At 57.6% G+C, this 25,242-nt stretch carries 23 protein-coding genes and 1 other annotated feature; of the genes, 15 read left to right on the top strand and 8 right to left on the bottom strand.

Annotated features, from left to right (window positions below; genetic code table 11):
- Window positions 1-8 precede the first annotated feature (8 nt).
- From resB to G3578_RS05435, 5 genes are all read left to right on the top strand, one after another.
- Entirely contained in the window at window positions 9-1,643 is a 1,635-nt protein-coding gene (gene resB / locus G3578_RS05455) for a cytochrome c biogenesis protein ResB (protein ID WP_165209705.1), read from the top strand.
- A 12-nt stretch (window positions 1,644-1,655) separates the two neighbouring features.
- Entirely contained in the window at window positions 1,656-2,879 is a 1,224-nt protein-coding gene (ccsB, locus tag G3578_RS05450) for a c-type cytochrome biogenesis protein CcsB (RefSeq protein ID WP_165209702.1), read from the top strand.
- Between the two features lie 91 nt (window positions 2,880-2,970).
- Window positions 2,971-3,687, top strand: coding sequence for a response regulator transcription factor (locus G3578_RS05445; RefSeq protein ID WP_165209699.1), 717 nt, complete (start codon window positions 2,971-2,973; stop codon window positions 3,685-3,687).
- A 37-nt stretch (window positions 3,688-3,724) separates the two neighbouring features.
- On the top strand, window positions 3,725-5,503 hold the full coding sequence (locus tag G3578_RS05440; RefSeq protein WP_206529521.1) for an ATP-binding protein: 1,779 nt from the start codon (window positions 3,725-3,727) through the stop codon (window positions 5,501-5,503).
- Window positions 5,481-6,617: an HAD family hydrolase gene (locus G3578_RS05435; RefSeq protein WP_165209693.1), complete on the top strand. Its 1,137-nt coding sequence runs from the start codon at window positions 5,481-5,483 to the stop codon at window positions 6,615-6,617. Before G3578_RS05440 ends, G3578_RS05435 begins: the two co-directional genes overlap by 23 nt.
- Window positions 6,618-6,778: 161 nt before the next feature.
- Here the strand turns inward: G3578_RS05435 and G3578_RS05430 are convergent, their stop codons facing one another.
- The 3 genes from G3578_RS05430 to G3578_RS05420 form a co-directional block, all read right to left on the bottom strand.
- Entirely contained in the window at window positions 6,779-8,020 is a 1,242-nt protein-coding gene (locus tag G3578_RS05430) for a cation:proton antiporter (RefSeq protein ID WP_165209690.1), read from the bottom strand.
- 122 nt (window positions 8,021-8,142) lie between these two features.
- Window positions 8,143-9,726, bottom strand: a complete 1,584-nt coding sequence (serA, locus tag G3578_RS05425) for a phosphoglycerate dehydrogenase (protein ID WP_165209687.1) — start codon at window positions 9,724-9,726, stop codon at window positions 8,143-8,145.
- Window positions 9,719-10,873, bottom strand: a complete 1,155-nt coding sequence (locus G3578_RS05420; protein ID WP_165209684.1) for a pyridoxal-phosphate-dependent aminotransferase family protein — start codon at window positions 10,871-10,873, stop codon at window positions 9,719-9,721. Before G3578_RS05420 ends, serA begins: the two co-directional genes overlap by 8 nt.
- A 62-nt stretch (window positions 10,874-10,935) precedes the next feature.
- Window positions 10,936-11,174 (bottom strand) — a binding site (T-box leader).
- Between the two features lie 218 nt (window positions 11,175-11,392).
- Here G3578_RS05420 and G3578_RS05415 point away from each other — a divergent pair.
- A complete protein-coding gene (locus tag G3578_RS05415; protein WP_165209681.1) occupies window positions 11,393-11,956 on the top strand; it encodes a DNA-3-methyladenine glycosylase I in 564 nt (187 codons plus the stop codon).
- A 47-nt stretch (window positions 11,957-12,003) separates the two neighbouring features.
- Here G3578_RS05415 and G3578_RS05410 read toward each other — a convergent pair whose 3' ends face one another.
- The 3 genes from G3578_RS05410 to G3578_RS05400 form a co-directional block, all read right to left on the bottom strand.
- Window positions 12,004-12,501 carry an inorganic diphosphatase gene (locus tag G3578_RS05410; RefSeq protein ID WP_165209678.1) on the bottom strand — a complete coding sequence of 166 codons (498 nt, stop codon included), beginning with the start codon at window positions 12,499-12,501 and terminating at the stop codon, window positions 12,004-12,006.
- A 136-nt stretch (window positions 12,502-12,637) separates the two neighbouring features.
- The gene (locus G3578_RS05405; protein WP_165209675.1) at window positions 12,638-12,847 is read right to left on the bottom strand and encodes a ferredoxin; all 210 of its coding nucleotides are present in this window, start codon (window positions 12,845-12,847) and stop codon (window positions 12,638-12,640) included.
- Window positions 12,848-12,944: 97 nt separating this feature from the next.
- A complete protein-coding gene (locus G3578_RS05400; RefSeq protein WP_165209672.1) occupies window positions 12,945-13,871 on the bottom strand; it encodes a hypothetical protein in 927 nt (308 codons plus the stop codon).
- Window positions 13,872-13,956: 85 nt separating this feature from the next.
- Between G3578_RS05400 and G3578_RS05395 the strand changes: the two genes are divergently transcribed.
- From G3578_RS05395 to G3578_RS05370, 6 genes are all read left to right on the top strand, one after another.
- Window positions 13,957-15,069, top strand: coding sequence for a YpbB family protein (locus tag G3578_RS05395; RefSeq protein ID WP_165209669.1), 1,113 nt, complete (start codon window positions 13,957-13,959; stop codon window positions 15,067-15,069).
- Window positions 15,066-16,628, top strand: coding sequence for a RecQ family ATP-dependent DNA helicase (locus G3578_RS05390; protein ID WP_165209666.1), 1,563 nt, complete (start codon window positions 15,066-15,068; stop codon window positions 16,626-16,628). The genes G3578_RS05395 and G3578_RS05390 overlap by 4 nt, the downstream gene beginning before the upstream one ends.
- Before the next feature lies 1 nt (window position 16,629).
- Window positions 16,630-17,205 carry a CPBP family intramembrane glutamic endopeptidase gene (locus G3578_RS05385; RefSeq protein WP_165209663.1) on the top strand — a complete coding sequence of 192 codons (576 nt, stop codon included), beginning with the start codon at window positions 16,630-16,632 and terminating at the stop codon, window positions 17,203-17,205.
- 1 nt (window position 17,206) lies between these two features.
- Window positions 17,207-17,845, top strand: a complete 639-nt coding sequence (locus tag G3578_RS05380) for a LysM peptidoglycan-binding domain-containing protein (RefSeq protein ID WP_165209660.1) — start codon at window positions 17,207-17,209, stop codon at window positions 17,843-17,845.
- Window positions 17,846-17,903: 58 nt separating this feature from the next.
- Window positions 17,904-18,845, top strand: a complete 942-nt coding sequence (locus G3578_RS05375) for an NAD(P)/FAD-dependent oxidoreductase (protein WP_165209657.1) — start codon at window positions 17,904-17,906, stop codon at window positions 18,843-18,845.
- A gap of 256 nt (window positions 18,846-19,101) precedes the next feature.
- Window positions 19,102-19,530 carry a hypothetical protein gene (locus G3578_RS05370; RefSeq protein ID WP_165209654.1) on the top strand — a complete coding sequence of 143 codons (429 nt, stop codon included), beginning with the start codon at window positions 19,102-19,104 and terminating at the stop codon, window positions 19,528-19,530.
- Window positions 19,531-19,536: 6 nt separating this feature from the next.
- Here G3578_RS05370 and G3578_RS05365 read toward each other — a convergent pair whose 3' ends face one another.
- Complete coding sequence (locus G3578_RS05365) at window positions 19,537-20,403, bottom strand: polysaccharide deacetylase family protein (RefSeq protein ID WP_165209651.1); 867 nt, start codon at window positions 20,401-20,403, stop codon at window positions 19,537-19,539.
- Between the two features lie 357 nt (window positions 20,404-20,760).
- On the opposite strand from G3578_RS05365, the gene G3578_RS05360 reads away from it, so the two are divergent.
- A complete protein-coding gene (locus tag G3578_RS05360) occupies window positions 20,761-21,357 on the top strand; it encodes a genetic competence negative regulator (protein ID WP_165209648.1) in 597 nt (198 codons plus the stop codon).
- 61 nt (window positions 21,358-21,418) lie between these two features.
- Here the strand turns inward: G3578_RS05360 and G3578_RS05355 are convergent, their stop codons facing one another.
- On the bottom strand, window positions 21,419-22,177 hold the full coding sequence (locus G3578_RS05355) for a PIG-L deacetylase family protein (protein ID WP_165209646.1): 759 nt from the start codon (window positions 22,175-22,177) through the stop codon (window positions 21,419-21,421).
- Between the two features lie 117 nt (window positions 22,178-22,294).
- Between G3578_RS05355 and G3578_RS05350 the strand changes: the two genes are divergently transcribed.
- Window positions 22,295-23,824: a DnaB-like helicase C-terminal domain-containing protein gene (locus G3578_RS05350; RefSeq protein WP_165209643.1), complete on the top strand. Its 1,530-nt coding sequence runs from the start codon at window positions 22,295-22,297 to the stop codon at window positions 23,822-23,824.
- Window positions 23,825-23,938: 114 nt separating this feature from the next.
- Window positions 23,939-25,171: a Glu/Leu/Phe/Val family dehydrogenase gene (locus G3578_RS05345; protein ID WP_206529520.1), complete on the top strand. Its 1,233-nt coding sequence runs from the start codon at window positions 23,939-23,941 to the stop codon at window positions 25,169-25,171.
- Window positions 25,172-25,242: the final 71 nt, after the last annotated feature.

Here is a 25,242-nt window from a genome sequence, read left to right as displayed (position 1 = left end):
GGAAAAACATGGACGTGCGTAAATGCGAATGCGGACATACCAATCCGGTGGGGACGATGCTGTGCGAATCCTGTGGGAAACCGGTAGACTTCCAGGAGAGCGGCCAGCCGGAGCAGGCAGCCTTTCCGGACATGCGCTACGAGGGGATGGCCCGGCGTTCCCAGACCTACTCCCGTACCATCATCGACCGGATCTGGAACTTCTTTTCGTCGGTCAAGATCGCGATTGCCCTGATCCTCATCACCCTGATTGCCTCCGCTGTCGGGACGATCTTCCCGCAGCAGGATTACATACCGGTGCCGGTGTCGACCGAAGCGGATATCGCCCGCTTCTATGGAGAAACCTATGGGAAAATCGGTGAAATCTATTATGCCCTGGGATTTCACAACCTGTATTCCTCCTGGTGGTTTAAAACCCTGCTGGTTTTCATCGGCACCTCGCTGGTGATCTGCAGCCTGGACCGCGTGATCCCGCTGTACAAGGCGCTGAGCAGGCCGCGACTGAACCAGCACCTGTCGTTTCTCAAAGGGCAGAAGCTTTATGGCAATTCGCCGGAGGAGGCGTCCATTGATCCGGCCGCCGCGCTTCCGGCTGCCGCCGATTTTCTTGCCCGGAAAGGGTACCGCCTTTTCCGGGAAGAAAACGCGCTGTTGGCGGAGAAAGCCCGCTTCAGCCGATGGGGCCCGTACATTAACCATATCGGTTTGATCATTTTCCTCTTCGGTGTCCTGCTGCGCAGCATCCCCGGCTTTTATCTGGATCAGTTCGTCTGGGTGCGGGAAGGGCAAACCGTCTCGATTCCGGAAACCCCTTACTATGTGAAAAATGTGGCGTACAAGACGGAATACTGGGACGAAAGCGAAATGCCGGAGAAGCTGAATCTGAACGGCGGGGCGATTCCGAAAACCTATCAGACCGACGCCGTTCTCTATGTGAACAAGAATGCGGACCTTCCGGGAGCCAAGCCGGAGCTGGCAGAGGTGGCGAAAGGGCCGATCCTCGTGAATCACCCGATGATCTATGAAGACCTGGCCATCTACCAATCGGGCGTGAAAGAGATGGAACTGGGGGCCCTTAACTTCGCGGTGCTGGACCGCAAGGCGGGAAACAAGCAGGTGGGCTCCCTGAAGCTGGACCTGTATGCCCCGCAGACGGAGCAGCAGGTGGCGGAAGGGATCACCGTCCGCGTACTCGATTATTTCCCCGATTTTGTCATGGGAAATGACGGAAAACCCGCCACCAAGACCAACCAGCCCAACAATCCGATGTTTGCGCTGGAAATCGCTTCGGCGGAGGGGGTCAAAGAGAAGCTGGTTTATGTGTCCGGAACGGTCATCAGCGACAGCAAGGACCCCCGGTATGCGCTGGAGGTAAAGATGCCTGACTTCATCGACATCTCCGGCCTGATGGTGCGCAAGGATAAGGCGGTGCCGGTAATCTACTTTGGCGCGCTGATATTCATGGTCGGCGTCGTCATGGGAACGTACTGGCAGCATCGCCGCATCTGGGTGCAGTGGGAAAACGGCAGGCTCCATCTGGCCGGTCATACCAACAAGAACTGGTTCGGCCTGCGCAAGGAGATGGAGCTGCTCATCGCGAAGATGAATTGGCCCGTCACGCTTGTGCAAAAAGGGAAGTCCTAGGGAGGGAAACTGTTGATCACCATTAGCAACTGGCTGCTCAATGCGGCTTTTATCCTCTATGTATGCTCATCCATCCTGTTTGTGGTGGCGGTGACGGGAAAACAATGGTCCGGGCGCGACCCCAGGGAGCATGAACGGCGTTTTGGAGGCCTGGCGTACATTCTGGCTGTCATCGGCTTTCTATCCCATGCCGGCTACATCGTGACCCGCTGGATCGCCAGCGGACACAGCCCGACCAGCAACATGTTCGAATTCATGGCCTTCCTTGATTTCTGTATCATTTTTGCCTACCTGATCCTGTATCGGATCTACCGCCTTACCGTGCTGGGGGCGTTCGTGATTCCGCTCGGCATTCTGATGCTTGGCTATGCCTATGTCTTTCCCAAGGAAGCGACCCCGCTCATCCCGGCCCTGCAGAGCTACTGGCTGCAGATTCACGTGACGACAGCCGCGCTGGGGGAAGGGATTTTGTCCGTGGGGTTTGCCGCCGGTCTGATGTACCTGGTGCGGACGGTTCCGCAACAAGGGAAAAGCCGCGCCAACCTGTGGCTGGAGATCGTGCTCAGCGTCGTGCTGATGCTGGTCGGCTTCATCGTGCTGGATTCCACGTTTTCCCGCCTGGACCAGAACACGGTCTTCCAGTTGCCGACACAGCAGATGACCAATACCGGACAGGTGGTCAATCAGCAGGTGACCTATACCTTGCCCGCGATCGTCGCACCGGCCGGCGCCACCATCGTCAAGCAGGGGCCGATGAACCCGCTCATGGAAGCGCCAACGTGGATGGAAGGAAAAGACGCGGCCCGCAAGCTGAACACGATGATCTGGTCCATCCTCTCCGGACTCGTCTTGTACGGGGGACTCCGGCTGCTGGTGCGCAAGCGGCTGGGGGCCGCCCTGCAGCGGACCGTCGAGGGGATCGAGCCGGAACTGCTGGATGAGATCAGCTACCGCGCCATCGCCATCGGCTACCCCGTCTTTACGCTCGGCGCCCTGATCTTTGCCATGATCTGGGCAGAGGAGGCGTGGGGCCGTTTCTGGGGATGGGACCCGAAAGAGACGTGGGCGTTCATCGTCTGGCTGTTTTACAGCGCCTATCTCCATCTGCGCCTGTCGCGCGGTTGGGTGGGGGAGAAGTCGGCATGGATGTCCGTCATCGGGTTTGTTATCATCCTGATTACGCTCGTTGTCGTCAATCTGGTTATCGCCGGCCTTCATTCCTATGCGGGCGTATAACCGGCTGCCGTTGCGGAAGCAAAAGCTGGTCGACCACCAGCTTTTTGGTCTATCTATCTTCCCATACCATGTCGAGAGAGGTGTGTCTGCCATGGAGCAAAAAGTGCGCATTCTGGTCGTCGATGACGAGGAGAGAATCCGAAGACTCTTGCGCATGTATCTGGAAAGGGAAAATTTCGAGATCGAAGAGGCGGAGGATGGTGAACAGGCGGTTGCGATCGCGCTGGAAGAGGATTTCGACATCATCCTGCTTGACATCATGCTGCCGGGCATGGACGGCATGGAAGTGTGCCAGCGCATCCGGGAACACAAGGCGACGCCCATTATCATGCTGACGGCAAAAGGGGAAGAGACCAACCGGGTGCACGGCTTCGAGGCAGGGGCCGATGATTACGTGGTCAAGCCGTTCAGTCCGCGGGAAGTGGTGTATCGCGTCAAGGCGATTTTGCGCCGCGCGTCCGCCACGGCTTATCTGAAAACGGATTCGATCAGCAGCCATTCGGTGCTGGTTTTCCCCCATCTGACGATTGACCATGATGCCCACAAGGTCACGGCAAGCGGGCAGGAGGTAAACCTCACCCCCAAGGAGTATGAGCTGCTGCATTACCTCGCGCTCTCCCCGGACAAGGTATTCACCCGGGAAGAACTGCTGAAAGATGTGTGGCATTACGACTTTTTCGGCGACCTGCGCACGGTCGATACCCATATCAAGCGGCTCCGGGAAAAGCTGAACAGGGTGTCCCCGGATGCGGCCCAGATGATCGCGACCGTCTGGGGCGTCGGCTACAAGCTCGAGGTGCCGAAGTAACGTGGATATTTTTCGCAGTGTCGTCGGCAAGCTCTGGATGACCATCATCGCCCTGTTTGCGCTTGTGCTCACCTTGTTCAGCCTGCTGTTGGTCCAATCGTTTGACACCTACTTCTTCCGGCAGCAGGCAGAAGATTTGCAAGTGACGGCGGAAGGGCTGTCCAGCCATTTGAAAACGACGGAACATCTCGACGAGGCGCTGCAGCTGGCGGCTACGCTGGGCGTCGCCCGCCGGACCGGGCTTGTTGCCATTAACGAAAAGTTGGAGCCGGTCGGTCAATTTGAGCTGCCGGCCACGGTTCCCCGCATTCCGGTTGATGAATTGCTGCAGAAGCCGGAGCTGGGCTTGAACCGGGCGATTCGCGGGGAGCATCCGAAGCCGGAGCGCCTGATGTTCCCGGGTGCCTTCAACGACCCGGACGGCCGGCAGCAGATTTTGGCCGTGGCGGTCCCGCTGGCAGCCGGGGATGGCGAGCGCGGCGCCCTGATCTTGTACCAGCCGATCGAAGATTATGACAGCACGGTTGCGGAAGTGCGCAAGCTGATTTTTGTCGTCGGTGTCATCGGCTTTATCCTGACCACGGTGTTTGCCTTCTTCCTGTCGTCGCGGATCACCTATCCGCTGCGTGTCATGAAGCAGACGGCCCAACGGATTGCAGAAGGGGAATTTCATGCGGAGATTCCCATCCGCACCACGGACGAAATCGGGGATCTGGCTGCCACCTTCAACACGATGGCAAGCCGGTTGAACGAGCTGGTGCATGCCTTATCCAAGGAGAAGGAACAGCTGGCCACCGTCCTCAGCAGCATGGTGGACGGCGTCATCATGATCGATGCGGAGGGCAGCATCGTAGTAACCAATCCGCCGGCCGAGCATTTCCTCCGGGACTGGTCGTATGAGCACCCGGGGGAAGCCGCGCCGATCTTCTCGCTGTACAAGCGGTTGACCGAGAGCGAGCAGGATGTGTATGAAGATATTCCGCTGCAGGGGCGGATCTGGTCAACGCTGATGGTTCCGCTGTATGACGGGGAACAGGTTCGCGGCGCGGTTGCCGTTCTGCGGGACATGACCAGGGAACGAAAACTGGACAAGCTGCGCACAGACTTCGTGGCCAACGTGTCGCATGAGCTCCGCACGCCGCTGTCCATGCTGCAGGGATACAGCGAAGCCATCATGGATAACATCGCGGCATCGCCGGAAGAGCACAAGGAATTGGCCAAGATTATCTACGATGAATCCGTGCGCATGTCCAAGCTGGTTAACGAACTGCTGAATCTGGCACGGATGGAGGCAGGGCATCTGGAACTGCATCGGGAAACCATCTCGCTGCAGCCCTATCTGGAGAAAATCCAGCGCAAATTCACCAATCTGGCACGGGAGCGGGGGATCGGTCTGCAGCTGGCGATGGAGACGGCGCGGGAGAGCGCCTATCTCGACCCTGACCGGATGGAGCAGGTGTTGACCAACCTGATCGACAATGCCCTTCGCCATACGCCCAATGGCGGACTTGTCACCCTCAGAGCCCTGCAGGAAGAGCCGCTGCTGATTGAAGTAAGCGATACGGGAAGCGGCATCCCGCAGGAGGATCTGCCGTTTGTATTTGAGCGGTTCTACAAGGCGGACAAAGCGCGGACAAGAGGCCGGGCGGGCACGGGATTGGGGCTGGCGATCGCCAGAAATATCGTGGAAGCGCACGGCGGTACGATTACGGTGCAAAGCAAGCTGGGGGAAGGAACCACGTTCACCATCAGCCTGCCGCATCATAGAGAAAGCAAGGACAGGAGTGGGGGCCATGATTCGAACGATTCTTTTTGACGTAGACGGGGTATTTTTAAGCGAGGAGCGGTATTTTGACGCATCCGCCCTGACGGTATGGGAGCTGCTGCACAGCGGGCAGTATCTCGGGCTTTCCGGCGATACATTTACGCCTGCGCCTGAGGAGGAGGTCATCCGGCGGGTGCGCCGGACGGTGTTCGCGGCCGATGACGTGCTCAACTTCATCAAGTCACGCGGGATTAATTCCAACTGGGACATGGTCTACTTGACCTTCTCCTATCAGTTGATCCGTTTGTGCCAGGCGCTTCAGCCCCATGCCGCAGAAGAGGTGCGCGACCTGCTGACCCAGCAGATCGACCGGACCGCGCTGCAGCGGGTGCGCAGGCTGGCGGAAACCCATGCCAGCGGTTTTGCCATCGACTATGCAGCGTTTACGCCTGACTTTGCCAAGTCGTCTTTGCAGAAATCGGAGCTGCTGCTCTATCTGAACGAAATCGCCCGTGAGCGCTGCGGGATCGAAACGTCGATTTTCTCGCGCAACAGCGAACTGTGGACACTCTGCCAGGAAACGTTTCAGGAATGGTATCTCGGTGACGAGCGGATTGAAGCCTCCATCGGCAGGGAGAGCATGCAGAAAGGGAAAAAGGGCTTTCTCAAAGACGAAATCCCGATTGTGGAACCGGCGAAGATGCGCAGCATCCTGACCGCGTTAAAGGAAAAAGGATATATCCTGGGCATCGGCACCGGCAGACCGACCATCGAGACCCATGTGCCCCTGGCCGAACTGGGCCTGCTGGATCTGTTCGACCCCAACCGCGTGGTAACGGCTTCCCACGTGCTGCAGGCGGAAACCGCCTTTCCCGACAAGGCGCCGCTGGCCAAGCCTCACCCATATTGTTATGTGAAAGGGCTGCTCGGATTGGACAGGGACGATCAGGAAGTATTGTCCTACCCGCTGCCGATCGCAAACGGGGAGGAAGTCCTGATCGTCGGCGACTCGCTCGCTGACCTGCTGGCCGCCCGGGCGATCGGCTGTCAATTCGCCGCTACCCTGACCGGATTGTCCGGCCAGGAGGCCCGTGCCAAGTTCGAAGCAGAACAAGCGGACTACATTTTAAACGATGTGAGCGAAATTCTTTCGATCCTCGGCTAAAAAAACCCCCGCCGACTTAAGCAAACGCTGGTGTCGGCGGGGGCCCCCAACCTTTCCAACTTCACTTTAGTACTTTAAAGATCTTAAACTTTCCTAAATGCTAAAAGGAAGACCCTCGGAAGCCATCGGCTTGATGGCTGCGAGGGTCTTTTGATTGCTTATTAACGGACCGCCTTCTCGGCGACTTCTTCGATTCCCAGCTTCCGTGCCACATACGGCGTGGTGCTGGCCTGCAGCAGAATGGTGACCAGAATCGCCAGGAAGGTGACAGAGGCGATTGCGTCGGCGTGCGGAACCCCCATGCCGACGACCATCCCGGAGAGCGCGGCCGGAATGACGCCTGTTTCCCGGACCCAGCACATGAAAAGCATCTCCTGCTTGGTCCAGCGCGCCCGGCGGTCCGGCAGCGCACAGGCGAAAACCGTGATCGGGCGGGCAATGAACATGAACACGAGAATAACCAGCAGTCCGCTCCAGAAGTACTGGAAGATCGCTTGGAAGTCTACCTGGCTGCCAAGCAGGATAAAAATCAGCATGCGCTTGATCACGGTCAGATTCTCCGCTACATGATCCATCTCTTCAGCTTTCTCGTCCATCCGGATGCCGAAAATGGCAGCATTCCCCCAGATCAAGCCCGCGACGAACGTTGCCATGAAGCCGCTGAACCGGAGAGAGTCGGCAAGATAATAGGAACCGATTGCAGCCACGATCATCGCGATCGTCGTATAGTCGCGCAGAAAACCTACTTTCCGGTGGCCCACCAGATAGACCAGCGCGGTGGAGACCAGCGCTCCCGTTGCGATGCCCCCAACCGAAGACTTCAGGAACTGAATGATGCTTGCCCCGATGGAGACGCTTTCCGTTCCCATCACCACGGCCAGCAGGGAGAAGGTTAAGATGGATCCTGTCGCATCATTGAAGGCCGACTCGCTTTCAACCGTCTCTTTTACTTTGGCCCGGATTTTGACCTGTTTAAACACCGGGATCAGCGTTGCGGGATCTGTCGAAGCGATGATGCTGGCCAGCAGCAGGGCATACATCAACGGAATGCCAAGGAAATAGGCGGCGGCCAGCCCCACGATCAAGGCGGTAATAAACACGCCCGGCACACTTAACAACACGACCGTCAGCCATACCTTGCGCAGCGTTTCCAACCGGATTAACCGCCCGCCGTCAAACAGGATCAAGGTGGCACCAAGCACCAGAATCAGCTGATTCATCGGGGTGTCGCTTGGAACGTTCAGCAGGTGCAGCACCGGCCCGACCAGCATGCCGATCAGCAGGAAGAAGACGACGTCCGGCAATCTAAATTTTTGGGCAATTTTACCCGACAGCATGCCGGAGATGAGCACGAGCATAAGGACGTAAAGCGTTTGTGGGACAATTTCTGCAGCTTGTTCCATGGAAAAGGCAACCTCCTGTACCAGACGACAAAAAATAGACAAACATCCATTTCATTATACGAATAAGAGGAAAAAAATGAAAGCTCGGCCAACATGCCGAGCTCTCAGGGTGATTCCCGTTCTTACAATTCCACCTGGGTGACGCTTTTGATTTCAGGCAGTTCCCCCAGCGAATCAAGCAGTTCGGCGCTGACCGGCTTGTCGACCGTCAGCATCATGATGGCATCGCCGCCGATATCGCGCCGGCCCACCTGCATGGTGGCGATATTGACGTCATTGGAGCCAAGGATGGTACCGACGCGGCCGATCACACCCGGACGGTCGTTGTGATGAATGTAGAGCAGGTAACCTTCCGGCGCCACGTCGATCCCGTAGTCGTCGATCTTGACGATCCGCGCGCCGTAGCCGTTCAAGAGCGTGCCGGAGACCGACTTGGTTTCCAGATTGGTTCTGATCGTCAGGGTCAGCAGATTCATAAACCCGCGATTCAGGGACGATTTTTGTTCCAGCACGGCGATGTCGCGCGTTTTGGCCAAGAGGGGGGCGTTCACGTAATTGACTCCTTCGCCCAGGCGGAAGGAGAGAACCCCTTTCAGTACGGTACGGGTTAACGGCGCCGTATCCACTTCACTCAAGTCTCCGCTGTAGGTGATGGTGATCTCCTGAATCGATCCCACGGTAATCTGGGCGAGGAATTGGCCCAGGCGCTCGCCCAGGGAGAAGTACGGTTCAATTTTTTCCAGGACATGAGCCGGGATGGATGGCAGATTGACCGCATTTTTGAACGGTTCGCCGCGCAGGACTTTCAAAATTTCTTCCGACACATCGATCGCCACGTTCTCCTGGGCTTCGACCGTGGAGGCACCCAGATGGGGGGTGACCACCACCTGCGGCAGCCCGATCAGCGGGTTGTCCACCGGCGGCTCAACCTCAAAGACGTCGAGGGCGGCACCGGCCACTTTTCCTGTCAGAATCGCTTCATAGAGCGCTTTTTCATCGATGATGCCGCCCCGGGCACAGTTGATGATCCGCACGCCGTTTTTCATTTTGGCAAACTCTTTGGAACTGATAAGATGGCGGGTCTCTTTGGTCAACGGCGTATGGACGGTAATGTAATCGGCCTTGGCGATGATCTCATCGAGGGTGGCATGCGTGACGCCCATCTTGGCCGCCCGTTCTTCGGTCAGGAACGGGTCGTAGGCGAGAACCTGCATGTTGAAGGCTTTGGCGCGCTTGGCCACCTCGGTTCCGATCCGGCCGAAGCCGACGACCCCCAGAATCTTGCCGTTCAGCTCCACCCCTTGGAAGCTCTTCCGGTCCCAGATGCCCTCGGTCAGTTTCTTGTGGGCCTGGGGAATGTTGCGGGAAACCGCCATCAGCATGGCAAAGGAATGTTCCGCCGTGGAGATCGTGTTGCCGTCGGGCGCATTGATCACCACGACGCCGGCTTCGGTCGCGGCATTGACGTCAATATTGTCGACGCCAACCCCCGCGCGCCCGACCGCTTTCAGGCGCTTGCCAGCTGCCAGCACTTCGGCGGTCACCTGCGTCTGGCTGCGTACCAGCAGGGCATCGTATTCCCCGATGACGGCCAGCAGGTCGCTGGGAGAGAGACCGGGCATCTGGGTAACTTCCACATCGGGCGCTTCCAGCAGCTTTTGAATCCCCAACTCGCTCAATGGATCGGTAATCAGTACTTTAAACATGGTTGACAAGCACCTCCTGAGCAGCTTTTACTCCTTCGCCAAACGGCACGTCCACGCCGATCTGGCGCAGGGAGATTTCAATGGCGGAAATGACCTGGATCACGTCGAGCGGCTCACAGTATCCCATATGGCCGATGCGGAAGATTTTGCCGGTCAGATGCGCCTGTCCGCCGGCGATGACGACATTATGCTTGGTCCGCAGCGTCTTGCGCAGCGCCTCCGGATCAAACGCTTCGCCCGGATTTACCGAAGTGACCGTCGGGGACGCGTATGCGTCGGCGGTCATGAGCGGCAGCTGCAGGGCTTTCATCGCGGCGCGCGTCATATCCCGCATCAGTTCATGGCGGCGGATAATGTTCGCCAGACCTTCCTCCTCGATCATGGCGCAAACCTCTTCCAGGCCGAAGACCAGCGAGACGGCAGGCGTGTACGGCGTTGTACGATCGGCGAAGCTTTTGCGGTATGCTTTCAGGTCAAGATAAAAGGCGAGAGGGGTACGGCTGTCGATCACCTTCCATGCCCGTTCGCTGACGGCCACGAAAGCGAGACCGGTCGGCAGCATGAACGCTTTCTGGGAGCCGGTGACCAGAATGTCGATGCCCCATTCGTCCATTTCGCAGGGAACAGCGCCCACGCAGCTGACGCCATCCACGATAAACAAGGCGTCCGACTTCTCGCGCACCACCTGCGCCAGCTCCCGGATCGGATTCAGGACGCCGGTGGAAGTTTCACAGTAGGTGGCGAAGACGGCTTTAACCTGCGGCCGCTCTGCCAGATAAGGCGCCAGGAGTTCGGGGGTAACCGGTTCGCCCCAGGTGACCTGCAGGCGATGCACGATGATGCCGTAACGTTCGCAGATTTTGGCGAAACGTTCGCCAAACGCGCCGCTGACAAGAACAACGGCCTCATCTCCGCTCGCAAGCACATTGACGACGCTCAATTCCAACGCGCTGGTGCCGCTGCCCGCCAGAATGTAGACATCCTGCTTGGTGCCGAAGATGGGCTTCAGGCGCTCCGCCGTGCGGGCGAACAGTTCGGAAAACTGGCCGCTGCGGTGGCCGATCATTGGCCGGGCCATCGCCTGCTGCACGCGGGGCGGGATAGGCGTCGGGCCGGGAATGCGAAGAATCAGCTTGTCTGCAAACATGGTTTCTCTACCTCCTGATTGGATAAAATAGTAAAGCCTCCCATCCGCTCACTACGGGTGTAGTGAGGGACGAGAGGCATTCTTTCGTGGTACCACCCTCATTCGTTCTCTTTTTCGCAAAAGAGAACCTTGCCAGGTACGTGACCTGAAGAGGTAACGGCTCAACCGGACATGTCTACTGGCAGGGCGTTCGACATGCCAACTCCGAAGTGCTTATCTGCAGGGGAACCGCCGATTCGCAGCAACCATCGGCTCTCTGAGGGTTTCCTTCCGTGCAGCGTGTCTTCATCACTGTTGTTCGACTATTTCGCTGAATCAGATTTGCTTATCACTTTATCACGGCCCCGGAAAGGCGTCAAGAGATCACAAGATAAAACATGAACATTTTTTGATAAAAAGGTTTTTAATGTTCGTGTGTTAAAACGCTTACATCGGCACCGTCATTCTTTTCTTGCCGCGTGAATCTTTCTCATGATAGCATGCAATCAGTGAACCGGGAATTAAAGGGGAGAAGGAAAGATGGAGAGATGCGGGTGGACAACCCAGGACGATCTGTATCTTGCTTATCATGATCATGAGTGGGGAGTGCCCGTCTACGATGATCGGCGCTTGTTGGAATACCTGATTCTGGAGGGAGCGCAAGCCGGTCTCAGCTGGTACACCATCCTGAAAAAGCGGGAGGCGTACCGGCGCGCTTTTGATCACTTCGATGCCAGGGCGATCGCCGGCTACGACCAGCAAAAGGTAGACGAGCTCATGGCTGATGCGGGCATCGTGCGCAACCGTAAGAAGATCCAGGCGGCGATCACCAATGCGCAGGCCTTTTTGCGCGTGCAGGAGGAGTTCGGATCGTTTCGCGACTACATCTGGTCGTTCGTGGGTGGCACCCCTATCATCAACCACTGGACGAGCCTGGCGGAGGTTCCCGTCCGCACGGCGGAGTCGGATGCGATGAGCAGGGATTTGAAGAAGCGCGGCTTTGCCTTCGTCGGTTCCACCATCTGCTATGCCTTCATGCAGGCGACCGGCATGGTGATGGATCATACCACGAACTGCTTCCGTTACCGCGAGTTGGTCCGCTAACAGCGCCACCCTCTGCCTGCGGCGGCAGAGGGTGGGCAGCATGCTCCTTATTTGCTTTCCTTGTAGCGGGCGATGCACTCGTCAATGAGGGCAGCCGCTTTCTCCGGACCTTCCCAGCCTTCAATCTTGGTGGTCTTGTTTTCCAGGTCCTTGTAACGCTCGAAGAAGTGAGCGATCTCTTTCAGAACGTGCGGCGCCACGTCATCCAGGGAGTTGACGCCGTCGAAGCGCGGATCGTCCATAGGCACGCCCAGGAGTTTTTCATCCTGTCCCTTGTCATCGGACATGATCAGCACGCCGATCACGCGGGTTTTGATCACGCAGCCCGGGAACGTTGGGAAGGTGGTCAGGACAAGGATATCGAGGGGGTCGCCGTCAAGCGCCAGCGTTTGGTCCAGATAGCCGTACTCCGTCGGGTAATGCATGGGAGAATACAGCACGCGATCCAGGCGGAAGACCCCGGCTTCTTTATCGAATTCATACTTGTTTTGGCTGCCGGTGGGGATTTCAATAAACGCATCGACCACTTTGTTGGTAAATGCCATCGTATGTACCTCCTCAAACAGTAGTTATGTCAGTACAAGCAAATCCTTTCCCATTATAGCAAGAAGCGGCAGGAAAGAAAAGGCAATGAAAAAACCCCCCATGCTGAAACATGAGTGGTTTTTACGATAAAGATGATTACTCTTCTACTTTGATGGAATCAGTCGGGCAACCTTCCGCAGCATCACGAACATCATCATAGAGAATTTCCGGGATTTCTGCAGTGTTGGTGTTGTCATCCAACTTGTTGTATGCCAAACCTTCATCATCGTAATCGAAAACGTCGGGAGCGGTTGCACCGCAAGCTCCGCACGCGATACAGGTTTCTTTGTCTACCCAAGTTGTCATGCTCGTTTCACCTCCCACACGATGGTACGTCCAGTTTCAACCTCATTTTATTCGTTGTGCCAGCAGATTTCAAGAATGAATCGCTTCTAAAAATGAACTATTCGTCAAAGAGCGGCATTTCCGGAGTTTTTATCTCTCCATACAGCTTCGCGCGCAGCTGTCCAAAGTCGCCCTGGCGGACCGCATCGGTGGCATCCAGCATCTTCACCGCCATCTCCACGTCTTTCAACCCCAGCAGCTGTGCCTGTTTGGCGTCCACCAGCGCATCGATGCGTGCGGTTAAATCCAGAGGGTCGTATGCGTCAAACAGCTTCAGCTGGGCGAGATAGGCGGCAGACAGGTAGCTGCGGTACAGGAACGGATAGGAGCTCCATTTATCCAGCGTCACATCGCCGGGAAATTCCTTGGGAATGGGACGCTTGGTGATGTAGGCCGATTCCCACAATGCCAATGCCTGGTACATCTCGCTTTGCGCCTGCAGCCATCCCGTGATGAACGAATGAAGCTGCGGCATCGAGTGGAGTTGGTCGGCAGGCAGCGCATTACTATTCTGGGCGGAGCGCAGTTGATCAATACCATCCAAATAAGCCCGCAAACTCTCTTCATACGCGCGCTTGGCCTGAACCAGCAGCGGGGAGGACGGCGACACGCTGCCTTTTTCCAGTTCTTTCAGGTGGTTTTCGGCAGACGCTGCCATTTTTTTCAGCAGCTCGTCCCGCTCCCCGGAAGAGGCTGTCTGAAGGGCCGCGAAGGTTTGGAAATGCTCTTCCTTGAAGGATTGGGCCGGCACGAGCACATTGTAATAGAATCGGATGAAATCCTGTTCCTTGTAAAGCTTTTGTTCCTTCAGCAGCTGCTCTTTCTTCGCCTGTTCCTTTTCCGCTTCAGCGGCAGCTGCCATTTCCGCCTGTATCCTGTTTTTCATGTAGCCCGCGCCCAAAAAAAATCCACCAACAAAGCAGGCAAGTGTTATGATGATCATGTACGTAAGGATGTATTCCGATTTTTTCAAACGTCCTGCCATGTCATCCTCCCAGATAACAAATAGATTGGTGCCATATTCCAGTATAGCCCAAACCCCTTTTTTCGTGAACCAAAAGGAGTCATGTATGAAAGAAATTGCCCGACAGGAAGAAGAATTCCTACAACTCATCGCTTTAAGCGGCATGAAGCCGCTGGCGGGCGAACGCACCCTGCAGGCGTTGTACCATATCCTGCGCGGGCGCAAAGCCAATCAGACCTCGCAGGATGTGCATCTCTTCCGCCTTTACCCTTATTATCGGCTGTTCCCCCAATTATCGAAAGAGGATTGGGAGGAAATTGTTGCAGCCCTTCTGGACAAAAATTTGATTCAGCCGAAGCAGATGGATGTGCCCAAAACGTCCTTTGTTGTGACGCAGAAGGGAGAAGAGGTGCTGCGGGAAGGAATGGCGCGCTGCAGGCTGGCGGTGTGGTTCGAACCGTTTCACCGTCTGCCGGAGGCGGGGGGATGGATCCCGCCCTTTTGGCTGCGGCTTCACTTGATGGTGCAAACCGTCTCGCAGCTGCTGGCCCAAGCTCCCTCCTTCTATCCGCTGGTACAGGACAGGCAGGTACAAAGCTGGGTGAAACAGCAGCTGGCGGAGAAGAACGAGAGACAGCGCTGGATGAGTGAACTGCATGGGGAGCTGTATTCCCTGCTGGCACCGCTGCCTGCGGAAGTGCAGCCGCTGATCGTCCGCCAATTTGCCGGAGCCGGACAAACCGGTTTGACGATTCGGCAGCTTGCTGTGATCCGGCGGCAGCCTCCATCCCTGATCCTGATCCAATGGCGGTACGGGCTGGCCTTGATGATCGAACGGCTGCTGGGCGAAGAGAAGAGCCGTTTCCCGCTGCTATCCCGGCTTATCGCTGTCGAAAAGGGCAGCTCGCTGTCGGTAAGCCGCAGCGCCCTGGAGACATACAAGCTGCTCAAGCGCAGGCTGGGACTGGACGAGATCGCCCGGATACGCGGGATTACCCGCAATACGGTGGAAGACCATCTGGTAGAGATCGCGCTGCACTGCCCGGAGTGGGATGCCTCTCCGTTTCTGCAGCCGGCCGATCGCATGCGGATTCTGGCCGTCAGCGACGAACTGCAGACACACCGGCTGCGGAAAATCAAGGACCGGCTGGGGGAAGAGTATTCGTATTTGCAGATCCGCCTGGCGTTGGCCCAGAGAGAGAGGAGTGAAACCCAATGAAGGAACATCTTAGGAAGGCGTTGTCTGCCTATTTCGGATATGCTTCCTTTCGCCACGGGCAGGAGGAGATCATCAGCCGGGTCATGGCCGGACGCAATGTGCTTGGGGTCCTGGCCACCGGGGGCGGAAAGTCGGTCACCTACCAGCTGCCTTCCCTGCTGCTGCCGGGCCTGACGGTGGTGGTTTCCCCACTCATCTCCCTCATGATCGATCAGGTGCAGCGCCTGCGCAAGGAACGGCGAATCCCTGCGGCCTATCTCAACAGCACGCTGGACCCGACCGAACTGAAGCGGCTGCTGGCCGAAATCGGGCGGGGAGATTACAAACTGCTCTACATCTCGCCGGAAAAGCTGCAGCAGCGTCCGGTCCAGGAAAGGCTGGCGGCACGCGGGGTCTCGCTGGTGGCGGTCGATGAGGCGCACTGCATCTCCCAGTGGGGGCATGATTTCCGGACCGATTATCTGCGGCTGCCGGACGCGATACGCCGCCTGGGAAACCCGACCGTGCTTGCCGTAACGGCAACCGCGACCCGATCCGTGCGGGAAGAGATCTGCCGGCTGCTGGCCATCGAGGAGGCGGATGTGATCGTACAGCCGGTGAACCGGCCGAACATCGCGTATGACATCAAGACGATGGCTGCCGAGTCCGAGAAGCGTGAGGCCGTCCTGCAGGCGGTGCGGGAACTGCAGGGGCCCGGCATCGTCTACTGCCGCACCAGGCAAGCGGTGGAACAGCTGGCGGCCTTGTGCATGGAGACAGGGGGAATCAGGGCACACGGCTATCATGCCGGCATGTCCGCCCTGGATCGCGCGCTGGTGCAGGAGCAGTTCCTTGCCGGTGAACTGGATGTGATTGTTGCCACCAATGCGTTTGGAATGGGGATCGACAAGGCGGATATCCGGTATGTGCTGCACTATCATTTTCCGGCAACGCTGGAAGAGTATGCCCAGGAAGTGGGCAGGATCGGCCGCGACGGGCTGCCGGGGTACGCCTGCCTGTATGTCATCCCGGAGGATGCCTCCATCCATCAGCACATGCTGGTTCGCGAGTTTCCCACGGCGGAAGAGATCGAACGGTTTGTCGCCGTTCTCGCTTCGGGCGGCGGCAGCGTAGCCGCGCAGGAGATCGCTGCGTTTGCCGGCGTCGAGGAAGAACTGCTGGACATGCTGTTTTTCTATGCGGAGGATGCGGGGCTGATTACGCGTGTCGTCAAAGAGAAGGGGCTGTACCGGTATCTTTTGCACGATGCGCCGGCCGGGAACATCGCGGCGCGGATGACGGAACGCATCGAGCGGATCCGCCGGAACAAATGGTACAAGCTGCAGCAGATGCAAGCGTGGCTGGATCAACCGGCATGTTTGCGCAGGGGATTGCATGCATACTTTGCGGAAAACGGCTCGTATGCGTACGATCGCCACTGCTGTGCGCATTGCGGCTTGGAGCGGGCCGATTACCTGCGAAAGGAACCGCTGCCCGCTGCTTCCCAACCGGATGCGTGGAATCTGGAACAGGCGCTGTCGTCGCTGCTTCCCTGCCGGAAGATGCAGGAGGCGAAGTGAGATGGACGACCGCCTGCGCCGTCTGGATGAGCGTATCTTGCGGTTCAATCTGCTTCTGTCGCAGGGGATCCTCCTTGTCAGCGCGATGGCGGGGAGTTTGTGGCTGCATGGTCTGTCGGGCACGGTCCGGCTGTTGGGCCTTCCGCATGGGGCGCAGTTCCTCTACGTGATCGGCGTGATCGTGCTCGTTGTGGGGAGCAGCATCGGGATGGAACATTTTCTTCCCGCACGCTGGCAGGATGATGGCGAGATTAGCCGAAAAATCTTTCAAGGGCTTTCTATTTGGTCCACTTTTTGGCTATGTCTGTTTGTGGGGCTGAGCGAGGAATGGTTGTTCCGCGGTGTGCTGCAGCCGTTGTTGGGCAACGGATGGACCAGCGTGCTGTTTGCCATTGTCCATTACCGTTACCTGCGCAAGCCGCTCTTGATGCTGAGCGTTCTGTTGACCAGCCTGCTGCTGGGATGGCTGTTCTCCTTCACCGGCGGACTGCTCGCCCCGGTTGCCGCCCATGCCATGATCGACTTTTTGCTGGCGCTTTATCTGCGATTGGTAAACCCAAACGAAAGGAGTGGATAAGGTGAATCCAACCCCGAATGCATCAAAGAGGGGGGATGCTTCCTCCCATGATCTGCCCGGACAGGAGCAGCTGCTCTCGCGCAAGTTGCGCCATTCCCGGCGACCCACGATTTCCTACGCCGCACTGGTGAAATGGGGGTTTGTGCTGTTCGGGACCCTGTTTGTGGGATTGGTTGCCCTGGAACTGCTGCAGGCCAATCGGGTCCAGCCTCCGGCGAACGTGGTGAGCAAGGAGGCTCCCCCGACGGTGAGACCGGCAGAGGTTCAACTACCGCCGGCGCCTGCGCCATCCCCCGGCGGACAGGTGACCACCTCGGCGGCACCGGCAGCCAAAACCGGGGAGCAGGGGAAAGTGGCACAGTCGGCAGAACTGCCCGCCAGCAAGGAAGCCTCGTCCCCTCAGGTAGCGGGAGCGCCCGGCAGTGCCGCGGCAAAGGCTCCCACCCCCAAGACGGCCGCCACGACAAAACCGAAAGCGATCCGTTACGTGGTCAAACAGGGTGACACCCTCTACAAGCTTTCGCGGCAGTACTACGGAAACAACAAGGGGGCAGCCGCGATCGCCCGTTACAACGGGATGGACAGCAACGCGCAGCTGGCTGTGGGAACGGTGATTTACATCCCTTTGCCATCCCGTTAATGGAAGCTCTTTCTCCAGGGCATTCTATCTGGTGAGAACAACACAAGGTGGGATGCCCATGCACTTTGATACGGTAGTGGTCGGAGGCGGTATCGCCGGTCTGCAGGCAGCCATTCAGTTGGGCAGAAGTTTGCGCACCGTCCTGGTTGTGGATGACGGGGAGGGACGCTCGCTTATCGCCAGAAGATACCGCAACCTCCTGGGATATCCCGAAGGTACAAGCGGCCGGCAGCTGCGGGCGGCCGGGGAAGAACAGGCCAAACGGCTGGGGGTGCGCTTTCTTGCGGCGAAGGCGACCGATCTTCGGCAGAATGAGCAGGGGATGTTTCTCGTCGACGTCACCGCAACGGAAACGCCGATCGAAGCGAAGACCATCGTGTTGGCCACAGGAATCTCCGATCTGTTTCCCGGGATTCCCGGGCTGCATGACTGCCTGGGGGAAACGCTGTTTATCTGCCCGGATTGCGACGGCTATGAGACGGTAAACCGGCGGACGGTTGTGATCGGCGCCGGTCCGCAGGCAGCCGGCCTGGCGCTCGTACTGAGATACTTTACGGATCGGCTTGCGGTGATCAATCATACCGATGAGCCGGTTTCACCCAAGGTGGCCGCGCGGCTCGAAGAGAGCGGTATCGACATGGTGGCGGCTGCGGTCAAGCGGATTGAACATCGTGATGGGCATCTCCGTGCGGTTCATCTGGAAAACGGCGAGATGCTGGCGGCAGAAAGGGGATTTGTGGCCTTTCCGGGCGCCGTGGTGAACACACGGCTGCTGCATCGTTTCCCGGTAGAAATGCTCCCGAACGGCCACGTCCTGGTAAATCCGAGGACGAAGGAGACCAGCTACCGGAACATCTGGGCGGTGGGAGATATCGTCGCCCATTCCCAAATGGTCGCCATCGCCATGGGGGATGGCGTGCAGGCCGCTGTCTGGATTCATAAAAGGCTGTTGGAGGAAGCTTCTTCCCCCGTGCGCATACCTGCCATGCCCCGTGCATAAGCATGATAACAGCGTCGTTCCAAGGCGAAATAAGGAGTGACGTTATTTTTTTGGTTTATCGGAAGGTCTAAGTCCTTTAAAGGGATAAAGCGAGGGTGGAAAGGCTGGGGGCCCACGCCGACACCAGCAAGGGCCCCCACTCGGCACAGAGAGGGCACCCACTCGGCACAGCGCTAGCTATCGCCGAGTGGGTAGAGCGTTCGTTTAAGTCGGCGGGGTTACGATCCATGGCAGCATTCCGCAGGGGGCGAAGAGGGTGTTTCTCTTTTGGCGTGATTTGGTAATGGGTGTCATGGCTTGGCTGTGCGCGGAGATCGCGCTCGATTTTTTCCCGCAGGACTTGTTTGGCGGTAACCGGGCAACCGACTTGCTGGCGATGCTGATGTTCAAGCCGGTTCATCTCTCCGTTTCCCTGCTGGCTTTTCTGTCGGCCTGCTATCTGCTGCATGGGCTGCTGAAGGAGCACGGACGCCAGTTTCTGCGTCCAAGCCTGCCTGCCGCCGAGCGGCTGATTCATGCGGTGCTGTTTGGCTTCGCCTTGTTTCTTCTGATTATTCAAACGGTGAAGCTGGCCGTGCCGACCGCGCTGGCGGCCGTGATTCTGCTGCTTGCGAAAATAAAGGACTTTCTGCGCAACCGGGCCCTCCTGCAGGAGATGGAATCTTACCGGCGGCGCAAAAAATGACCAAAGCTAGGGGGCTTCGGTAGGCAGTACATAATGATAGCCTTCATTGGAAAGCTGCGTCAGCAAGGCATCCAGCTCGCGCGCTGTCCAGACGCGGTCGTGAAACAGGATGTTACCGCCCTGATGCACCGTGTGCAGCACCTGCCTGGTGATGCCGTTTGGTTGTTTGTACACGCTTGCTTCCCAGTCGAGGGAACCAACGGACCAATTCACGGACTGCATGCCTTGTTCGCGGCATACCGCCAGGGACGTCTCCGTGTAGGCGCCGTAGGGCGGGCGGAAATATGCCGGTTTTTCCCCGAGGATCTCTTCGATGATGCGGCTGGTGCTGAGAATCTCCTCCTGCTGCTTTTCCGGGGGGAGCTGGCGCAGATTTTCGTGCCACCAGGTATGGTTGCCGACGAGATGGCCGCGCTGCCGAATCTCTTTGAGCAGGGCGGCTTTATCCGGATGAATCGCATAAGAACCATCTTTGTTCTTCGTCCCCAGCTGATAACCGTTCACGAACCAGATGGATTTGGCGTGATGCCGATCCAGGATATCCAACAGCTGCCGGGTGGCTTCCCCTGTGGGTCCATCGTCGAAGGTAAGCAGCAGCACTTTGTCGTTCGGTTGAGCCGGATTGACAATCCGGTAGTTGGTGGGGTTGATCGTGTAGCGGGAGGGTGGGATGCGGTTGGCGGCCGGGGCGGACGTCCGGGGAGGCAGCGCCGGTTGTGCGCGGCCGCCTGCAGTCACCGATGGGGCATGGCCATCGACCTTCGGCTGCACGGCCGGTGCTGCGGCCTGTGGTTCCTGATGGGCGGTCGGACCGCCGGCCGAACATCCGGCAAGGAGCAGGCAGGCCGATACAGAGAGCAGCGCTTTTCGCATGATGATCACCTCGCTATCCAGTATATCGGTATTTGGAAGGGCGCGTATGCATGCGCGATTTTTCCACCCACCGAATTTTCCCGGGAAAGCGCAGGAAACGACAACCTCCTGCAGGATGCGCGGGACCGGCAAATATTGTCGAATGTTCAGGGCGCATTTACAACAGGCGGCTATTTTGCTATGATCTTGTCCACAGATATGATATGATAACGCTAATAAAGAGACATCGAGCAGCATACGGCGACGAACCCTTGATAATGTGCGTCTTTGGCGGGTACAATCGCCGGAAATTGCGGAGAACCCTTACAGGCTGTGAATCATAACCTGTAATACGACGGATGGCGAGGAGGGACAGTCATGCGTGTTGAGCGCCTTGGTCAAGACAAGATAAGGATCTTCTTAACGTTTGACGATCTTTCGGAGCGTGGGATCGAAAAGGAAGATATGTGGCGTGACATTCCGAAGGTCCATGAACTGTTCAACGACATGATGGAGCAGGCGTATCACGAGCTTGGCTTTGAAGTTTCCGGGCCTGTCGCCGTTGAAGTATTCGCCTTGCCGGCACAAGGGATGGTTGTGATTGTGACGCGCGGTAAAACCGGTTCGTCTCCGGATCGGGAAGAAGAGTACGACGAAGAAGTGTACGAGTTGGAAGTCACGCTGGAAGAAAGCGACATGGCAATCTATGCTTTCCGTGACTTTGAGCATATGATAGAAGCCGCGCACCGGATCAACTCCTATTTAACCTATGGGGGAGCCGCCTATTTTTATCAGGGAAAATATTTTCTGGTGCTCGAAGAAGTGGATCTGGAACCCGAAAGGTATCAGAAGATGATTGCGATCCTTTCGGAGTATGGCGAAGCGACGCCGACAACCGTTTATGTCCTGGAGGAGTACGGGAAGGTGATCTTCGCCGACGATGCCGTGAAAGAAATCTGCAAGCATTTTGCATAAAGAAAGCGCCTGTGCCATATTGCGTGCCGGGCGCTTTTTTGCCATTTCCCTTTCCGGTTTTTCAGGGTAAAGTGGAAGTATCCAGCCCGGCGAAGAGATCGGACTCTTTGCCGGCGATGCGGTAACCGGGAATGGCGCACCATGCCAGGATAAAGGTATTGGTGTCCCGGACATTGGCGTAATCGCCCTGGGTAACCCCCGGAAACACCCGCTCGACGGAGAGATGCTGCGTGCGGTGGGCAAGGAGTGCCTCGGCTGCGATCGGCACATACCCGGGTGCGGTGATGATGGTGGTGATGCTTTCTTCAGGATCCGTGTGCACATGCCGGTTTGCGAACGGTGCTGTGGACGGCAGTGTCACATGATACAGCTTGCGAACGGGCGACTCATCCGGCGCCAATTGCGTGACGGCCAGGCCGGTCGCTGCGGAGATGGTCCGATGGTCCGGATGTCCGGAGATGCCGTGCGGAGGGAAGGTGATCACGATCTGGGGCCGATAGCGGCGGATGGCGGCTTGGATCTGTCCGACCAGTTCCCCGGTTGGTACCTCCTGCAAGCGTTTGTCTTCATAGTCGAGCAGTTCGACGTTCTTGATCCCCAGTATCCCGCAGGCCGCATACAGCTCGCGTTCGCGGAACTGCGGCAGTTCGGCCGGCGAGCAGAGAGGGGGGTCTCCCGCTTTGCCCGCTTGTCCGCGGGTGGCGCACAGCAGCGAGATTTCGGTCTCTCCTTCCCGCGCGTATTTGGCGATGGTGACGCCCGAGGTAAAGCTTTCATCATCAGGATGGGCGAATACAAACAGGATTCTTTTCAGACTCATGGGAACCTCCTCATCGGGAAAGGTCTGAAATCATCAGCGATCATAACGCTTTCCAACCATTACGTCAAGCCCGCTTCCATTGTCTGGGCAGCCGGCTTGCAGAAAGGATGTGCCGCGATGGGAGAACATCATTTCGATGAACACCAAGGGGTGGCGAAACGCTTTTCCTGGGAGGATCTCGATGAATTGGTGGGTCACTATGAGAAGCAGATGACCCCCGAGGCGCTTGAATATCTGCTGTCACGAGGGATTGATGCAGACACGGTGGAGCAGTTCCGGCTCGGTTTTGAGCGTCCCCAGATCGGCTTTCATGCCGGCAAGGGAATGCTCGGCGGCTTTTTTCAAAACTGCATCATCTTTCCGATCGTGGACGAGCACGGCAAGGTGATGGATCTGGTCGGCCGGACCATTGACAACCGGCAGCCCAAGTACCGGAGCCTGCTCGGCCGCACGGATCTCTTCTTCAATCAACCTGTCATCGGCATCGCGCAGGATATCATTCTGGTGCGCAATGTGTTTGACGTGCTCTCGCTTGCCCAGGCGAAACTGCCGGCGGTGGCGTTGCCGGAATTCTCCCCGTTTCGGGAGCAGCATGCCCAGGCCCTTGCCGGCAAACGGGTGTTCATCAGCTACCCGAATGATGACGCCGGCCGACGGGAAAGCGTCAGGGTCGCCTCCCTCCTGGAAAATGTGGCGACAGAAGCATACATCGTCCATCTGCCGGAAGGGCTGCGCGATGTGAACGATCTGTTTGTGCGGGCGCAGGACCCGCTCGACCTGTATATGAACTTATTAAACGAAGCGGTTTCGGAAAACCTAAAAATGCCTGTGTTTCCGGACGCTCGCAGTGTAACCGTCTTTACGGAGGAATACGCGAAACGGCAAAAAGGGCTGGTCGGCGGGATTTCCAGCGGATTTCCCGACCTGGACAACAAGCTGGTCGGCGGGTTGACGACCGGGCTGTACCTGCTGATGGGAAGCGTCTCCAGCGGCAAGTCGATGTTTCTGCGCCAGATGGCCGACCAGATCGCCGGACAGGGAGTGCCGGTTGTCTATGTCTCGTGGGAGATGACCGCCTACAAGCTGTGGTGCCGAAGCATGGCCCGCATGCTGCAGGTGCCGCCGCGCGATGTGCTGGCGGGCAGGATCGAGCCGGAGAAGATCAACGCCGCCGCCCAGCAGTATGCGGAAACGGCCAAACACATGTGGACCATCGAAGGAACGCTGGATGTCACCCTGCAGGAGGTGGGGGCGACGATCAGCCGGATCATCCAGTCCATCGGGAAAATACCGGTGATCTTCGTGGATGACCTGTTCCGCATCGCGCTGCGGGACGGCAGCGGCAGCCTGATCCACGGCAATCCGGCCTTGGCCGCCTATCATCTGCACCAATGGTCAAGACAATGGGACACGCCTGTGATCACGGCGGCATCCGTGCAGCAGCCCGGTTCGGTTGAGATGCTGCCTTTGGTGGAAGCGGCGGTGGATACCATCATCCGCTACGAAGCCGTACCCTGCCAGGCGTATCCGGGAGAACAGATGGATGAAATTACGCTCAGTCTGGTGAAAAACAGGAATGGGACGCTGGGTGCCGTACAACTTCTGTTTGACAAGGAAAAAGCGCAATTTTTATCTTCTCATCCCTAAAACAAGCGTGTATACTAAACGATGGATTTACCGACAACTATTTTGAGGTGGTAAATAATGGGAAAACACGAAGTGGTAACCGGCAGCGCCCAAGGGTCGGACAAACCAGAGAGCATGAACCTGCTTGTCTCCACCCAGACGGTCATTAAGGAAGCTTTGGAAAAGCTTGGTTACCCGGAGTCGATGTATGAGCTGCTGAAGGAGCCGCTGCGCGTCCTCACAGTTCGCATCCCAGTCCGCATGGATAACGGAGAAGTGAAGGTGTTTACGGGTTACCGCGCCCAGCACAATGACGCGGTCGGCCCGACGAAGGGCGGCATCCGTTTCCATCCGGATGTAACAGAAGATGAAGTGAAAGCCCTTTCTATCTGGATGAGTCTGAAAGCAGGCATCGTCGATCTCCCTTATGGCGGCGGAAAAGGCGGCATCATTTGCGATCCCCGCGAAATGTCTTTCCGCGAGCTGGAACGCCTGAGCCGCGGCTATGTGCGCGCCATCAGCCAAATCGTGGGACCGACCAAAGATATTCCGGCACCCGACGTCTTTACGAACTCGCAAATCATGGCTTGGATGATGGATGAGTACAGCCGCATCCGCGAGTTTGATTCGCCGGGCTTTATTACAGGCAAACCGATCGCTCTTGGCGGTTCGCACGGCCGGGAGACGGCTACGGCCAAAGGGGTTACCATCTGCATTCGCGAGGCGCTGAAACGCCGCGGCATCCAGCTGGAGGGCGCGCGCGTGGTGGTGCAGGGCTTCGGCAATGCCGGCAGCTATCTGTCCAAGTTCATGCACGATGCCGGCGCCAAAGTGGTGGGCATCTCGGACGCCTACGGGGCCCTCTATGACCCGAACGGGCTGGACATCGATTACCTGCTGGACCGCCGTGATTCCTTTGGCACCGTTACCAAACTGTTTACCAATACCATTTCCAATAAAGAGCTGCTCGAGCTGGAGTGCGACATCCTGGTTCCGGCAGCCATCGAAAACCAGATCACCGTGGCGAATGCCCACAACATCAAAGCCTCCATCGTCGTGGAAGCCGCCAACGGCCCGACCACGCTGGAAGCAACCAAAATCCTTACCGAACGCGGCATTCTGCTGGTCCCGGACGTGCTGGCCAGCGCGGGCGGCGTGACCGTTTCCTACTTCGAGTGGGTGCAGAACAACCAGGGTTACTACTGGACCGAGGAAGAAGTGGAAGCGAAGCTGGAGCAGGTGATGGTGAAGGCATTCGAGAATGTGTACACCCTGTCCCAGACCCGGCGCGTCGACATGCGCCTGGCCGCCTACATGGTCGGCGTGCGGAAAATGGCGGAAGCGTCCCGTTTCCGCGGTTGGGTATAATCCATTGCCTCCCATACAATAAACGCATGCAAAAAGTCCCCTTGCGCAAGGGGACTTTATCCGTTTATAGG

Source organism: Brevibacillus sp. SYP-B805 (assembly GCF_011059135.1).
In the GTDB taxonomy this organism is placed as follows: Bacteria; Bacillota; Bacilli; order Brevibacillales; family Brevibacillaceae; genus Brevibacillus_F.
This window is presented reverse-complemented; position numbering and strand designations above follow the sequence as displayed.

Bases quoted from the DNA above. Each gene is read 5' to 3' on its own strand.
- G3578_RS05405 (WP_165209675.1), bottom strand. From the start codon at position 12,847: ATGACAACTTGGGTAGACAAAGAAACCTGTATCGCGTGCGGAGCTTGC.
- G3578_RS05410 (WP_165209678.1), bottom strand. From the start codon at position 12,501: ATGGCATTTACCAACAAAGTGGTCGATGCGTTTATTGAAATCCCCACC.
- G3578_RS05350 (WP_165209643.1), top strand. From the start codon at position 22,295: ATGGGAGAACATCATTTCGATGAACACCAAGGGGTGGCGAAACGCTTT.
- G3578_RS05395 (WP_165209669.1), top strand. From the start codon at position 13,957: ATGAAAGAAATTGCCCGACAGGAAGAAGAATTCCTACAACTCATCGCT.
- G3578_RS05390 (WP_165209666.1), top strand. From the start codon at position 15,066: ATGAAGGAACATCTTAGGAAGGCGTTGTCTGCCTATTTCGGATATGCT.
- resB (WP_165209705.1), top strand. From the start codon at position 9: ATGGACGTGCGTAAATGCGAATGCGGACATACCAATCCGGTGGGGACG.
- G3578_RS05435 (WP_165209693.1), top strand. From the start codon at position 5,481: ATGATTCGAACGATTCTTTTTGACGTAGACGGGGTATTTTTAAGCGAG.
- G3578_RS05345 (WP_206529520.1), top strand. From the start codon at position 23,939: ATGAACCTGCTTGTCTCCACCCAGACGGTCATTAAGGAAGCTTTGGAA.
- G3578_RS05440 (WP_206529521.1), top strand. From the start codon at position 3,725: ATGACCATCATCGCCCTGTTTGCGCTTGTGCTCACCTTGTTCAGCCTG.
- G3578_RS05430 (WP_165209690.1), bottom strand. From the start codon at position 8,020: ATGGAACAAGCTGCAGAAATTGTCCCACAAACGCTTTACGTCCTTATG.
- G3578_RS05360 (WP_165209648.1), top strand. From the start codon at position 20,761: ATGCGTGTTGAGCGCCTTGGTCAAGACAAGATAAGGATCTTCTTAACG.
- G3578_RS05445 (WP_165209699.1), top strand. From the start codon at position 2,971: ATGGAGCAAAAAGTGCGCATTCTGGTCGTCGATGACGAGGAGAGAATC.
- G3578_RS05415 (WP_165209681.1), top strand. From the start codon at position 11,393: ATGGAGAGATGCGGGTGGACAACCCAGGACGATCTGTATCTTGCTTAT.
- G3578_RS05355 (WP_165209646.1), bottom strand. From the start codon at position 22,177: ATGAGTCTGAAAAGAATCCTGTTTGTATTCGCCCATCCTGATGATGAA.
- G3578_RS05365 (WP_165209651.1), bottom strand. From the start codon at position 20,403: ATGCGAAAAGCGCTGCTCTCTGTATCGGCCTGCCTGCTCCTTGCCGGA.
- G3578_RS05375 (WP_165209657.1), top strand. From the start codon at position 17,904: ATGCACTTTGATACGGTAGTGGTCGGAGGCGGTATCGCCGGTCTGCAG.
- G3578_RS05385 (WP_165209663.1), top strand. From the start codon at position 16,630: ATGGACGACCGCCTGCGCCGTCTGGATGAGCGTATCTTGCGGTTCAAT.
- G3578_RS05400 (WP_165209672.1), bottom strand. From the start codon at position 13,871: ATGGCAGGACGTTTGAAAAAATCGGAATACATCCTTACGTACATGATC.
- G3578_RS05420 (WP_165209684.1), bottom strand. From the start codon at position 10,873: ATGTTTGCAGACAAGCTGATTCTTCGCATTCCCGGCCCGACGCCTATC.
- serA (WP_165209687.1), bottom strand. From the start codon at position 9,726: ATGTTTAAAGTACTGATTACCGATCCATTGAGCGAGTTGGGGATTCAA.